This window comes from Stenotrophomonas maltophilia (assembly GCF_002799155.1).
GTDB classification, from domain to species: Bacteria; Pseudomonadota; Gammaproteobacteria; order Xanthomonadales; family Xanthomonadaceae; genus Stenotrophomonas; species Stenotrophomonas maltophilia_R.
This window is the reverse complement of record NZ_NERD01000002.1, coordinates 543,583-556,154: the sequence shown is the minus strand read 5'-3', so window position 1 is coordinate 556,154 and position 12,572 is coordinate 543,583. Positions and strand designations below refer to the sequence as shown.

Genomic DNA, 12,572 nt, shown 5'->3' with positions numbered 1-12,572 from the left:
AAGCCGGTTCACGGTGGCATCTACGGCCCGTTCAGGCACGCCGGCGCACCGTCGGCGGCGGCCCATGCGGCCGGATTCACCTCACAGGAGCAACGATGGGCATTACTTCCGTGGCCGGCGTTCCGGTCCAACCCCAGCACCGCGCCACCTGTCATTGCGGCACGGTCGAACTGCTGCTGGACCTGCCGGACGGCATCGTCGACCCGCGCCGCTGCGACTGCTCGATGTGCCGCCGCCGGGGGGCCATTGCCGCCAGCGTCAGCCGCGCGGGCCTGCAGGTGGTGCGCGGACAGAACCACCTGCAGCTGTACCAGTTCAACACCCATGTGGCCGAGCACTACTTCTGCGGCGTGTGCGGCATCTACACCCATCACCGGCGCCGCTCCAACCCGGAACAGTACGGTTACAACGTGGCCTGCCTGGAGGGCATCGACCCGTTCGCGCTGGGTGTGATCCCGGTCAACGACGGGGTCAACCACCCCGCCGACCGCACCGGCTAGTGGCGCGTGCGCCGTAGCGGCGTGGCGACCTTCTGCCAGGGCGCCATGCCGCTGCGCCCGGCCCGCGCCGGACGCTTCAGCCAGGGACGGCGTGGCGGCCCCTGCGGTGCGTCCGCAACCGGGGGAGGAAGCGGTCTACGGCTGGGCCAGAGATGGTCAAGCAGCCACATGGCGGGTCTCCGTGGGGGACGGGGACGACCTACGTTAGCGACGCCTGGGCAAAGAACGGGTGAGGGTACCGCGGCAGCCAGATGACAGCCGCGCCCCCACTCAGTCCTGCGGCCGCGACCGGCCCAGGCGGCGTACCAGCACGAAGAACAGCGGCACCAGCACCACCGCCAGCACGGTGCCGGAGACCATGCCGCCGATCACGCTCATGCCGATTTCGCGGCGGCTGACCGCACCCGCACCGGTGGCCAGCGCCAATGGAATCACACCGGCCACGAAGGCCAGAGATGTCATCACGATCGGGCGCAGGCGCAGGCGCGCGCCCTGCAGCGCCGCCTCCACCGCCGAACTGCCAGCGCGATAGCGGGCTTCGGCGAACTCCACGATCAGGATCGCATTCTTGGCCGACAGGCCGATGGTGGTCAGCAGACCGACCTGGAAATAGATGTCATTGACGAACCCGGCCACGGTGGTCGCCAGCACGGTACCAATGACACCCAGGGGGATCACCAGCACCACCGCCACCGGCACCGTCCAGCTCTCATAGAGCGCTGCCAGGCACAGGAAGATGAAGGCAATGGAGGCGGTGTACAGCCACAATGTCTGGTTGCTGGCCAGTTGTTCCTGGTAGGACAGGCCGCTCCACTGCAGGTCGAACCCGGGTTGATCGGCAACCAGCGCCTGCATGCGCTGCATCGCCTCGCCCGAGCTGCGCCCTTCGGCGGCACTGCCCTGGATCTGCATCGCCGGCAGGCCGTTGAAGCGCTGCTGCAGCTGCGGGCCGCGCGCCCAGTGGCTGCTGGCGAAGCTGGCGAACGACGCCATCTGGCCGTTGCCACCGCGCACATACCACTGGCCGATGTCGTCGGGCACACTGCGGTAGGGCTGATCACCCTGCATGTAGACCCGCTTGACCCGGCCACGGTCGAGGAAGTCGTTGATGTAGCTGCCGCCCCAGGCCGCCGACAGCGTGGAATTGATGTCGGCCTGCGCAAGGCCCAGCGCGCTGGCCTGCGCATGGTCGATGTCCAGCCGCAGCTCGGCCTTGTCGCCCAGGCCGTTCAGGCGCACCGAGGTGAGCCCGTCGTCTTCGCCGGCCGCACGCACCACCTGCTCCTGCGCCGCCTGCAACGCCACGCGTCCGGCCGCGCTGGTGTCCTGCAACCACAGTTCAAAACCACTGGACTGGCCCAGTCCACGCACCGCCGGCGGTGCCAGTACGTTGACCCTGGCATCGGGCAGGCTGCGGAAGTAGGCATTGGCCCGCGTGATGATCGCCGCAGCGGTGTTGTCACCCGTGCGCTCATTCCAGGGTTTCAGTGCGAGGAAGCCCTGCCCGGCGTTCTGGCCGGTACCGGCATTGTTGCGGCCGACCACTACGAACACCACATCCAGGTTCTGCTTCTCGTGCTCCATGAAGTAGCGGCTGATCTGCTCGCCCAGCGCTTCGGTACGTGCCATCGGCGTGCCTTCCGGCGTGGAGAACTGGAAGGTCACCTGGCCCTGGTCCTCCACCGGCAGGAAGCCGGTGGGCATGCGCGCGTACAGCGCGACCATGGCGACCACCAGCAGCAGGTACAACGCCATCCAGCGCCGCGGCCGGGTAACGACGCCACCGAGCTTTCCCTGGTAGGCCAACTGGCTGCGCTCGACGCCCCGGTTGAACGCCCGGAAGAAGCGGCCCTGCGGTTTCTGCGCCGAAGACGGCTTGAGCAGGGTCGCGCACAGCGCCGGGGTCAGCGTCAGCGCCACCAGCGCCGACAATGCCATGGCAGATGCAATCGTGATCGAGAACTGCCGGTAGATGATGCCGGTGGAACCACCGAACAAGGCCATCGGCAGGAACACCGCGCCCAGCACCACGGTGATGCCGATCAGCGCGCCGGTGATCTCGCCCATCGATTTTTCGGTGGCCTCGCGAGGCGACAGATGCTCGTCGTGGATGATGCGCTCCACGTTCTCCACCACCACGATCGCATCATCGACCAGCAGGCCGATCGCCAGCACCATCGCGAACAGGGTCAGCGTATTGATGGTGAATCCGGCGACCGCCAGCACGCCGAAGGTGCCCAGCAGCACCACCGGCACCGTGATTGCCGGGATCAACGTGGCACGCAGGTTCTGCAGGAACAGGAACATCACCACGACCACCAGCACGATGGCTTCGACCAGGGTATGGATGACCCCCTCGATCGAGACCCGCACGAACGGTGTGCTGTCGCGCGGATAAGCCACCTGCAGCCCCGGCGGGAAGGTCGGCCGCAGCCGTTCGATCTCCGCGCGCACCGCGTCGGCAGTGGCCAATGCGTTGGCACCGGAGGCCAGGGTGACCGAGAAACCGGCCGCCGGATAGCCATTGAGATAACTGCTGGTCTGGTAGTTCTCCGCGCCGATCTCGACCCGTGCGACGTCGCCCAGCAACACCGCCGCGCCATTGGGCAGGGTGCGCAGGATGATCGCGCGGAACTGTTCGGGGGTCTGCAGGCGCGACTGCGCGGTCACCGTGGCGTTGAGGCTCTGCGCCGGACTGGACGGCATTGCGCCCAGCTCGCCCGCCGTCACCTGCGTGTTCTGCGCCTGGATCGCTGTGCGCACGTCCGACGGCATCAGGTCGTAGGCGCGCAGCTTGTGCGGGTCCAGCCAGACGCGCATCGCATAGGCAGAGCCGAACACGTTGATCTCGCCCACGCCGGGAATGCGGCTGATCGGGTCCTGTACGTTGCTGACCAGGAAGTCGGAGACGTCCACGCGCTCCATGCGCCGGCTGGTGTCGTACAGCGAGACCACCATCAGCGAATCGCCCTGGGATTTGGCGACCGTCACGCCCTGCTGCTGCACTTCCTGCGGCAGCCGGTTGATGGCCTGGTTGACGCTGTTCTGCACCTGCACCTGGGCGATATCCGGATTGGCGCTCTGGTCGAAAGTGACTGTGATGCGCGCCTGCCCCGATGACGAGCTGGTGGATGAGAAATACAGCAGATGGTCGATGCCCTTGATCTGCTGCTCGATCACCTGGGTGACGCTGTCCTCCACCGTCTGCGCCGAGGCACCGGTGTAGTTCGCGGTGATGTTGACCTGCGGCGGCGCGATGTCCGGATACTGCTCCACCGGCAGCTGGGTCACTGCAATGGTGCCGAAGGCCATGATGCAGATCGCCAGGACCCAGGCGAATACCGGGCGATGGATGAAAAAGCGCGGCAGCATCTGCTCAGTCCTTCCCGGCCGGCGCCGGCGCAGGCTTCACCCGCACCGCCATGCCATCGGCCAGGCCCTGCGCGCCGGCCACCACCACCCGCTCACCGGCGGAAAGGCCATCGAGCACCAGCCACTGATCGCCCACCGCACGCGCGGTGCGGAACAGGCGCAGCCGTGCCTTCCCATCCTTGTCCACCAGCCACGCCTGCGCCTCGCCTTTGGGGCTGCGATCGACCGCAGCCTGTGGCACCAGCAGCGCCTGCTGGCGGGTACCCTGCCCCACCAGCGCGCGCACGTACATGCCCGGCAGCAGCTGCCCGTCCGGATTGGGGAAACGCGCGCGCAGGGTGATGCTGCCGGTTTCCTGCTGAACGTCCACGTCGGCGAATTCCAGCGTGCCCGGCAACGGGTAGTCGGTGCCATCGGACAGGCGCAGCCGCACCGGCGCTGTATCGGCCTGCACGCCACCGTCGGCGATGGCGCGGCGCAGTGCCAGGTACTCATTGCTGGACTGGGTGATGTCCACGTTCATCGGGTCCATCTGCTGCACCCGTGCCAGTGGATCGGCCTGGCCTGAGGTGACCAGCGCCCCCGGCGTGAACAGCGCGCGGCCGATGCGCCCGGCAATCGGTGAAGTCACCGTGGCAAACCCCAGCCGTGTGCTGGCCGTGTCACGTGCCGCCTGTGCGGCCTGCGCGGCGGCAGCGGCCTGCTGGTCGCTGGCCACCGCATCATCCACGTCCTGGCGCGCGGCCAACTGGTCCTTGCCCAGCGCCTGCATGCGCTGCGCCCGCAGGCGCGCGGTCACCGCAGCGGCCTCGGCCGTCTTCAGGTTGGCCTGTGCCTCGTTCAGCGCCGCCTGGTACAGCGCGGGCTCGATCTGGAACAACGGCTGCCCGGCCTTCACCCACTGGCCCTGCTCGAACAACCGCTTCACCAGCACGCCATCCACCTGCGGGCGCACATCCGATTCCTGCGAGGCGACGCTGCGCCCAGGCAATTCCTGCTGCAGTGCCAGCGGCTGGCTGCGCAGGGTCAGCACCGTCACCTCAGGCGTCGTGGCGGCAGGCTTGGGCGCGTCCTTGCCGCAGGCGCTGAGCAGGCCGGCCAGGGCAAGCGCCAGCAGCGGCAGGCCCGCGGTACGCGGCAGCCGCCAGGCGCGGCAAGCACGGGAGGAATTCGGAAGGATCATCGGCTGCAGGTTCCACGCGTGGGGGAGCGTTCGGCGCCGAATATAGAAGACGCGGCGGCACGATCCTGCTAAATGGCGCATGAAACATTTTTCATTTGCAGTCGCTGCCCGCGATTGCGACGATGCCCCTGTCCCACTCTGCACACTGGCCCATGCCGCGCGTACTCACCATCGAGGACGATCTTGTCACCGCAGAGGAAATCGCCACCGAACTGCGCAGCCACGGTTTCGACGTGGACGTTGCCAGCGACGGCAGCAACGGCCTGGCGATGGCACGTACAGGCGACTACGCGGTGATCACCCTGGACCGCATGCTGCCCGGCATCGACGGGCTGGCCCTGGTCACCCGGTTGCGCCGTGAAGGCATCACCACGCCGGTGTTGATGATCAGTGCCCTGTCTGACGTGGATGAGCGCGTGCGCGGCCTGCGTGCGGGAGGGGATGACTACCTGACCAAGCCGTTCGCCTCCGATGAGATGGCCGCACGCGTGGAAGTGCTGGTCCGGCGCCAGGGCTCGACCGGCGCCATCGACAACGTGCTGCGCGCCGGTGACCTGGAACTGGACCTGATGACCCGTTCGGCGCGACGCGGCGGGCATGAAATCGCGCTGTTGCCGACCGAGTTCAAGCTGCTCGAATTCCTGGTCCGCAACGCCGGCCAGGTGGTCACCCGCAGCATGCTGTTCCAGGAAGTCTGGGGCTACCACTTCGATCCGGGCACCAACCTGATCGACGTGCATATCGGCCGCGTGCGCAAGCGCATCGAACAACCTGGCCGGCCGCAGCCGATCATGACCGTACGTGGAACCGGCTATGTCTTCGACGCGCAATCCTGACCACTGGCGTTCCTCCAGCAGCCGACTGCTGGGCCTGTACTGCATCCTGTTCGTGGCGTGGTCGAGCCTGCTGCTGGGCGTGATGTACTGGCGCATCTCGGATTACCTGAGTGACCTGACCGAATCGGGACTGCAGCAGCGCGCCCACCTGTTCATGAGCTTCGACGGGCCGGCACTGGATGAAGCTTTGCGCGACAGCCAACGCTTCGACCTGCACCAGGTCTATACGTACGGGTTGTTCGACAACACCGGCATGCCGATGGCTGGCGCACTGGCCGCCATTCCCGAGGGGCTGCCGCTGGATGGCAATTCGCATCCGGTGGACGGCTGGACGTTGGCCGATGGTCCCCACGAGAGCGGTGGCAGCGCACTCGGCGTGGTGACCCGCGATGGGCGGACGCTGGTGTTCGTGCGCCAGAATGGCAAGCTCATGGCGGTCAACAGCATCATTCTCGATGCACTGCTGTGGGGCGTGTCGTTGACCGTCATTCCCGGCCTGGTGGGCTGGCATCTGCTGCGCCGGCGCCCGCTGAAGCGGATCCAGCAGATCGAAGCGGCCACCAACCGCATCGTGGCCGGTGACCTTGGCCAGCGCTTGCCGGTCTCCAGCCGCCGCGACGAGATCGACCGGCTGTCCAGCATCGTCAACGCCATGCTGGAGCGCATCGAACAGCTGATGACCGAGGTCAAGGGCGTGTGCGACAGCATCGCCCACGATCTGCGTACGCCCCTGACCCGCCTGCGTGCCCACCTGTACCGCATGCGCGTAGGCCTGGAAGAACGGGACCCGCACGCTGTTCCACTGGACAAAGCGCTGGCCGAGACCGACATGCTGATGGCGCGCTTCGCCGCGCTGCTGCGGGTATCCGAACTGGAGAGCCACCAGCGGCGTTCGGCCTTCGACGCGGTCGACATCACCGAGCTGCTGCAGGAACTGCACCAGTTCTATCTGCCGCTGGCCGAGGAAAAGCAGCAGTTGCTGGAGCTGCAGGTGGACCCGAAGCTGGGCCCGCTGCGTGGCGACCGCGAGCTGCTGTTCGAAGCATTGGCCAACCTGCTGTCCAACGCCCTGCAGTTCACCCCGGCACACGGCCGCATCCTGCTGCGTGCAGTCGATGATCACGGCGCCCCGAGGATCGATGTGATCGACAACGGGCCAGGCATTCCGCCACAGGACCGCACGCTGATCTACCAGCGCTTCTTCCGCGGCACCAGCAGCGCCAGCCAGGGACCAGGATTCGGCCTGGGCCTGTCGATCGTGGCCGCCATCGCCGGCCTTCACGGCTTCCGTGTCCGTGCCGGCAGCGCCCCCGGCGGCGGCGCCTGGATGAGCATCCGCGGCGCGACCGACGGCCTGCCCTGACACAGCGCCCGGACGACACAATCGCATTTGGGAATCATTTGTATTTGTGAGCGGGCATCCGGATAATCCGCCGTCACCGCCCTTCCCGGATTCCTGACAATGCCCGCCCTGTCGCCGCGCCGCCCGCTGCTGTACACGCTTGCCCTGCCCCCCCTGCTGGCCTCGGCCATCACCCAGGCCCAGGACAACCCGGCGGCGCGCACTCTGGACAAGGTAACGGTGGTGGCCGAGCGGGCCAGCACCGCGACCAAGACCGACACCGCCCTGGCCGAGACACCGCAGGCGATCAGCGTGGTCACCCAGCAGCTGTTCACCGATCGCGGCGCACACAACCTGCAGGAAGTGCTGCGCTACAGCGCCGGCGTCACCGCCGATGCCTGGGGCCTGGATACCCGCAACGATGCGACCTCGGTGCGCGGGCTGGACCCGGTGCAGTACCAGGACGGCCTGCGCCGCAGCTACGGGTTCAGCCCCCTCGCCCGCCCGGAAATCTATGGCCTGGAACGTGTGGAAGTACTGCGCGGCCCGTCCTCGGTGCTGTACGGTGCCGGCGCCACCGGCGGCATCATCAATGCGATGAGCAAGCGCCCGACCTTCGGCGCCCCCAACGGCGAGGTCGGCGTGCAGCTCGGCAGTTTCGACCGCAGGCAGCTGCAGGGTGATATCGGCGGCGCCTTGAACAATGCCGGTACGCTTGCCGGCCGCTTCGTCGGGCTGGTGCGCGAATCGAACATGCAGACCGATGTATTGAAGGATGACCGCGTCTATCTGGCACCGTCGATCAGCTGGCGCGGCGAACGCAGCACCTTGACCCTGCTGGCCAGCTACCAGCACGACAGGACCGGCTCCAGCCAGCAGTTCCTGCCGCTGGCCGCGACCCTGCTGGCCCCGCCCGGACGCCGCCTCGACCCGTCCACCTTCATCGGCGATCCTGGTTTCGACCGCATCGACTCGCGCGTGTACAGCCTGACAGCGCTGTTCGATCACAGCTTCAGCGACACGCTCAGCCTGCGCTCGGCGGTGCGTTATATCGATGGCAGGACCACGCTGCAGCAGATGTACGTGGACAGCTACAGCAACCCGGCCGATCCCTTCATCGACGCCGAGCGGCGCGTGGTCAACCGCACGGCCTACGGCACCCGCCCCGACGTGCAGATCTTCAGCGCCGACAATGCGCTGCAGTTCGACTTCGCCACCGGTGCCTTCCAGCATCTGTTGCTGGCCGGCGTGGACTACAGCCAGTACAAGGAGCAGCTGCAGCGGCTGGACGCCACCGGCACGCCGATCGACATCTACACCCCGGTATCGGTGGCGCCGACGGTCCGTGGCTGGGACCGCCAACCCGACCAGACCTCCACCCAGCTGGGTTTGTACGTGCAGGATCAGATCCGCTGGGCCGACCGCGTCTCGCTGGTACTGGGCGCGCGCCGCGACCATGCACGCTCGAAGACAGAGGGGCAGCCCAGCCAGACCGACAACGCCACCACCTATCGCGCCGGCCTGATTGGCGAACTGGGTGCAGGGGTGTCGCCCTACCTGAGCTACAGCGAGTCGTTCCTGCCGGTCACTGGCCAGGACCTGTTCGGCCAGGCTTTCAAGCCGATGCGTGGCCGCCAGAGCGAGGCAGGCATCAAGTGGCAACCCGCACGCAACCTGCTGCTGACGATGGCAGCGTATCGCATCATCGAAACCAACCGGCAGACCAACGACCCGGACAACGTGTTGAACGTGGTGCAGACCGGGCAGATCCGCTCCAAGGGCATCGAGCTGGAAGGCCAGTTCCAGTTCGCCAACGACCTCACGATCACCGCTGCCGTTGCGCGCAACGAGGCCGAGGTCAGCCGCAGCAACTTCGCATTGGAAGTCGGCCAGCGCCTCAACGACACCCCGCAGGACCTGGCCTCGGCCTGGGTTTCGAAGGGCTTCCAGCTGGACGATGCCGCACGCCTGCGCCTGGGCCTGGGTGTGCGCCACGTCGGCAATACGGTGTCGCTGGGCAATGGCGGGCGCATCATCACCCCCAGCTACACGCTGGCAGACGCATTGGTGGAAGTACAGGTGACTGACTGGACGATGGCGTTGAACATCACCAACCTCACCGACAAGCGCTACTACGCACCGTGCCGTACCTTCGGCGACTGCTTCGCCGGCTACCCGCGCGTAGTGACCGGTACCATCAGCTATCGGTTCTGAGCATTGCCGGCGCTGACCACCGCAGCAGCAGTTGCTGCCTGCACTGCCCACGCACCAAGGGCAGTTCTCGTTGCTATGGCCCGGTGGGCGCCATCCCAGTGCACGCCTGCGGGTGTTCATCGACTATGCCGTTGCGAACCTGTTCCGCGGCGACCCCGCATAGCGGATCCACAGGATCAGTTCGCACCCGCCATCTGCAGGAAATTGCCCAGCACGGGCGACAGTTGTTCCGGGCGCATGCAGAACTGCAGGCTGAAGCGCGCTGCTTCGCCCTGCAGCACGCGATAGACGATCTCCTGCGGACGGAAGCTGGCCATGCTGGCCGGCACGATCGCCACGCCGGCGTCGACCGCCACCAGCGATAGCACGGCATGCATGCCCTGCGCTTCCTGCACCACGCGCGGGGTGAAGCCCGCAACGGTGCACAAACCCAGCACCTGTGCATGGAAGCCGATGCCCTCGCCCGCCGGCCACGACACGAACGGTTCGTCTGCCAGCATCGCCACACTGGCCTGCGGCACATTGGCCAGCGCGTGTGCACGCGGCAGCGCAATCGCCAGGCGATCGTGGTCGAAGTCGTGCAGCAGCAGCTCGGCGGCGGGAATCGGTGGGATCAGCACACCGACGTCGATGCGCTGCTCGCGTAGCCATAGCTGCTGCTGGCGCGACGTCGCCTCCTGCAGATGCAGTTGCACCTGCGGGTACTGCTGGCGGAAGCGGCGGATCAAGCCCGGCAACCGGCCATACAGCGCACTGCCGACATAACCCACGCGCAGGCTGCCAGACTGCCCGGCGGCGGCTTCACGGGTGCGCTGTAGTGCCTGCTCCGCCTGCTGCAGTGTTGCCCGCGCCTCCACCAGCAGCGTCTGCCCGGCCACGGTCAGGCCCAGGGTACGGTTGCCACGCACGATCAGTTCACTTCCAAGCGCGTCTTCCAGCCGTCGTATCGCCGCCGTCAGCGGCGGCTGTGACATGTGCAGGCGGGCGGCGGCGCGGTGGAAATGCAGCTCTTCGGCCACGGCCACGAACTGGCGTAGCAGGCGCAGGTCGATCATCTCGGTGCAGGCAGTGGGAACCTGCCTAGGGTACGCGCTCAGCTGCGCGCGTCCATGCTGGCACGCGCGATGGCAGGCCACTGCAGCGCGACCGATTCAATACTGTCGGCAGGCACCGCGCGCAGATCCCGTGGGTAGGCCACATGCTCCGCTTCCTGCAGGCGCAGTGCATGGAACTGCCCGTTGCTCGCGCGCAGCACCCACCCTCCCTCCTGGCAGCGCGTGGATGCCAGATAGGCCACGCCCTGCGCGACCGCATCAGGATGCAGCTCGTCCGGCTCACCTTCGATGCCCCACATGCGCGTCTTCGCCACCGGCGAAACCGCATTGACCACGATGCCATGCCCGGCGCCTTCCAGCGCCAGCACATTGACCAGGCCCAGCGCGGCCAGCTTGCCCATCGCGTAAGCGGACAGCCCGCGCTGTGCGTACTGCGGATACAGCGCGCGATCGGAGGTGGTGATGACGATGCGCCCACCACCCGCCGCGCGCATTGCCGGCCACGCCGCCTGCGCCAACCACAGCGGCGTCTTCGCCGCCAGGCACAGCATCTGCTCCAGCGCCTCGTCCTCAATCACTTCCAGCGCCTGGTACTCGACCCAGCCCGCGTTGTGGATCAGGAAGTCAATGCGGCCGTGAGCCTGCAGCAGTTCCTGCACCAGCGCATGGCAACCGGCGCGATGATCGATGGGACCGCTTGCGGCCTGCACCGTCAGCCCCCGCGCCTGCAACGCTTCGACGCTGCGCAGGATGCGCTGCGGATCGGCGCCGCGGCCGTCGGTGCCAGCACCGATGTCATGCATCAGCACCTGCGCACCGCGCTCGGCCAGCAAGCGACTGTAGGCCAGGCCCAGTCCTCCGGCGGCACCCGTCACCAGGCCCACCTGGCCCTCGAAGGAAATACGAGAAATTGGCTGCATCGGCACAGCTTCAGCCAAGCGCACCGCCCCGGCCAATACCGTTGACCACCGCCCACGATACGCCCGCGCTATCACAAGAAAAGGGGACGGAGGGGATTAAGTCGCTTCAGGCACAGCAGGGTCAGTTGCGACTTAATCCCCTCCGTCCCCTTTTTTCAGCGGCTGAAGCGGCGCGCGCCTGCCACGCAGATCACCGCGACCACGGTCACCAGCACCATGCTGAGGCTGACCGCTTCGTGCAGCAGCAGCGCGGCCAGGGCCAGGCCGAAGAACGGCTGCAGCAACTGCAGCTGGCCAACAGCGGCGATGCCACCCTGGGCCAGCCCGCGGTACCAGAACAGGAAACCGATCAGCATGCTGAACACCGCCACGTAGCCCAGCGCCCACCACGCCGAAGCGCCGACTGCCGCGAACGAGGCCGGGCGCATCAGCACTGCCAACGGCAGCATCACCGGCAACGCCAGCAGCAACGCCCAGCTGATCACCTGCCAGCCGCCCAGATGACGGGCGAGCCGGCCGCCTTCGGCATAGCCCAACCCGCACACCACGATTGCCGCCAGCATCAGCAGGTCGGCCTGCAATGACGCCTCGATGCCGTTGCGCACTGCATAGCCGACCACGCAGGCGCTGCCCAGCAACGAGAACAACCAGAACGCCCGGCGCGGCCGTTCGCCACCGCGCAGCACGCCGAATACCGCGGTGCTCAGCGGCAACAAGCCCAGGAACACGATGGTGTGCGCTGATGAGGCATGGCGCAGGGCCAGCGCGGTCAGCAGCGGAAAGCCGACCACAACGCCGAGGCCAACCACCAGCAACCCCGGCAGGTCGCCACGTCGCGGCCGCGGCTGGCGTAGCAGCACCAGCAGCCCCAGGCCAAGCACAGCGGCGATGGTGGCGCGGGCGGCGGTGACGAACCCCGCATCCAGCTGCAGCACCGCCAGACGGGTGGCCGGCAATGAGCCTGCGAAGATCACCACACCAATGAAGCCATTGATCCAACCACTCGCCGACCGTTCCACGCCTGTAATCCTGAAGTGCCGGGCGACGCCTGGCGGAGCCTGTATGGAAGCATCCAGCGCGGAACCACCCCAGCTACAATCCAGTACAGTCCCAAATAACTGTACTGCCCACACTTCCACTACAGTGCTGC

Annotated in this window: 9 protein-coding genes and 1 pseudogene; 5 read left to right on the top strand and 5 right to left on the bottom strand. The window is 67.2% G+C overall.

Annotated elements, in window-relative coordinates:
- Positions 1-95 precede the first annotated feature (95 nt).
- Entirely contained in the window at positions 96-500 is a 405-nt protein-coding gene (locus tag B9Y82_RS03100; RefSeq protein WP_100471489.1) for a GFA family protein, read from the top strand.
- Between the two features lie 270 nt (positions 501-770).
- Here B9Y82_RS03100 and B9Y82_RS03095 read toward each other — a convergent pair whose 3' ends face one another.
- Positions 771-3,872: an efflux RND transporter permease subunit gene (locus tag B9Y82_RS03095; RefSeq protein WP_100471488.1), complete on the bottom strand. Its 3,102-nt coding sequence runs from the start codon at positions 3,870-3,872 to the stop codon at positions 771-773.
- A gap of 4 nt (positions 3,873-3,876) precedes the next feature.
- A complete protein-coding gene (locus tag B9Y82_RS03090; RefSeq protein WP_100471487.1) occupies positions 3,877-5,055 on the bottom strand; it encodes an efflux RND transporter periplasmic adaptor subunit in 1,179 nt (392 codons plus the stop codon).
- A 152-nt stretch (positions 5,056-5,207) separates the two neighbouring features.
- Here B9Y82_RS03090 and B9Y82_RS03085 point away from each other — a divergent pair, with 152 nt between their 5' ends.
- The 4 genes and pseudogenes from B9Y82_RS03085 to B9Y82_RS20795 form a co-directional block, all read left to right on the top strand.
- The gene (locus B9Y82_RS03085) at positions 5,208-5,891 is read left to right on the top strand and encodes a response regulator transcription factor (RefSeq protein ID WP_100471486.1); all 684 of its coding nucleotides are present in this window, start codon (positions 5,208-5,210) and stop codon (positions 5,889-5,891) included.
- Entirely contained in the window at positions 5,869-7,254 is a 1,386-nt protein-coding gene (locus B9Y82_RS03080) for a sensor histidine kinase (RefSeq protein WP_100471485.1), read from the top strand. The genes B9Y82_RS03085 and B9Y82_RS03080 overlap by 23 nt, the downstream gene beginning before the upstream one ends.
- A 99-nt stretch (positions 7,255-7,353) precedes the next feature.
- Complete coding sequence (locus B9Y82_RS03075) at positions 7,354-9,447, top strand: TonB-dependent siderophore receptor (protein WP_100471484.1); 2,094 nt, start codon at positions 7,354-7,356, stop codon at positions 9,445-9,447.
- A 25-nt stretch (positions 9,448-9,472) separates the two neighbouring features.
- A pseudogene (locus B9Y82_RS20795) lies at positions 9,473-9,610 on the top strand (LysR family transcriptional regulator); the annotation flags it as partial.
- 13 nt (positions 9,611-9,623) lie between these two features.
- On the opposite strand, the gene B9Y82_RS03065 reads toward B9Y82_RS20795, so the two are convergent.
- The 3 genes from B9Y82_RS03065 to B9Y82_RS03055 form a co-directional block, all read right to left on the bottom strand.
- On the bottom strand, positions 9,624-10,502 hold the full coding sequence (locus B9Y82_RS03065; RefSeq protein WP_100471483.1) for a LysR substrate-binding domain-containing protein: 879 nt from the start codon (positions 10,500-10,502) through the stop codon (positions 9,624-9,626).
- 38 nt (positions 10,503-10,540) lie between these two features.
- Positions 10,541-11,422: an SDR family NAD(P)-dependent oxidoreductase gene (locus B9Y82_RS03060; protein WP_100471482.1), complete on the bottom strand. Its 882-nt coding sequence runs from the start codon at positions 11,420-11,422 to the stop codon at positions 10,541-10,543.
- A gap of 155 nt (positions 11,423-11,577) precedes the next feature.
- Positions 11,578-12,441 (bottom strand): DMT family transporter, encoded by an 864-nt coding sequence (locus tag B9Y82_RS03055; RefSeq protein WP_100471481.1) that lies wholly within the window; start codon positions 12,439-12,441, stop codon positions 11,578-11,580.
- Between the last annotated feature and the right edge of the window lie 131 nt (positions 12,442-12,572).

What these genes read in the sequence shown, in the direction of transcription:
- B9Y82_RS03065 (WP_100471483.1), bottom strand. Translation starts at nt 10,502, where the DNA reads ATGATCGACCTGCGCCTGCTACGCCAGTTCGTGGCCGTGGCCGAAGAG.
- B9Y82_RS03080 (WP_100471485.1), top strand. Translation starts at nt 5,869, where the DNA reads ATGTCTTCGACGCGCAATCCTGACCACTGGCGTTCCTCCAGCAGCCGA.
- B9Y82_RS03060 (WP_100471482.1), bottom strand. Translation starts at nt 11,422, where the DNA reads ATGCAGCCAATTTCTCGTATTTCCTTCGAGGGCCAGGTGGGCCTGGTG.
- B9Y82_RS03100 (WP_100471489.1), top strand. Translation starts at nt 96, where the DNA reads ATGGGCATTACTTCCGTGGCCGGCGTTCCGGTCCAACCCCAGCACCGC.
- B9Y82_RS03095 (WP_100471488.1), bottom strand. Translation starts at nt 3,872, where the DNA reads ATGCTGCCGCGCTTTTTCATCCATCGCCCGGTATTCGCCTGGGTCCTG.
- B9Y82_RS03085 (WP_100471486.1), top strand. Translation starts at nt 5,208, where the DNA reads ATGCCGCGCGTACTCACCATCGAGGACGATCTTGTCACCGCAGAGGAA.
- B9Y82_RS03090 (WP_100471487.1), bottom strand. Translation starts at nt 5,055, where the DNA reads ATGATCCTTCCGAATTCCTCCCGTGCTTGCCGCGCCTGGCGGCTGCCG.
- B9Y82_RS03075 (WP_100471484.1), top strand. Translation starts at nt 7,354, where the DNA reads ATGCCCGCCCTGTCGCCGCGCCGCCCGCTGCTGTACACGCTTGCCCTG.